The sequence below is a fragment of the Paenibacillus sp. S29 genome (assembly GCF_049319765.1).
Classification (GTDB): domain Bacteria; phylum Bacillota; class Bacilli; order Paenibacillales; family Paenibacillaceae; genus Paenibacillus; species Paenibacillus polymyxa_B.
Window position 1 is genome coordinate 1 of sequence record NZ_JBMOUI010000073.1, and the last position, 447, is coordinate 447.

Genomic DNA, 447 nt, shown 5'->3' on the forward strand with positions numbered 1-447 from the left:
GGTCATTATGGCACGCACGGACGAAACGGGCCAAACACAGCTCGTGGCGTACTACGTGGCGAGTCAAGAGCTTGGAGTGGGTGAACTGAGACAGGAGCTGGGACAAGAGCTACCAAGCTATATGGTGCCGTCGTATTTCATCTGGTTGGAGCAGATGCCGCTGACACCGAATGGTAAAATCGACCGCAAGTCCCTGCCAGCACCAGAAGGCAGTCTGCAAAGCGGTGCGGATTATGCAGCGCCACGTACTGTAACAGAACGAGCACTCGTAGCGATCTGGCAGTCCGTCCTGGGCGTGCCAACCGTTGGTATTTTAGACAATTTCTTTGACCTGGGCGGCGATTCGATCAAGGCGATCCAAATCGTGTCTCGTGCGTTCCAGGCAGGCTACAAGCTGGACATGAAGGATTTGTTCCGCTATCCCATCGTCGCAACGCTGGCACCGCA

The 447-nt window shown here is 55.5% G+C and carries 1 protein-coding gene; it reads left to right on the top strand.

Annotated features, from left to right (window positions below):
• Positions 1-447: phosphopantetheine-binding protein (locus ACL9RM_RS26525; RefSeq protein WP_414126705.1), on the top strand; the 447-nt coding region annotated here is incomplete at both ends.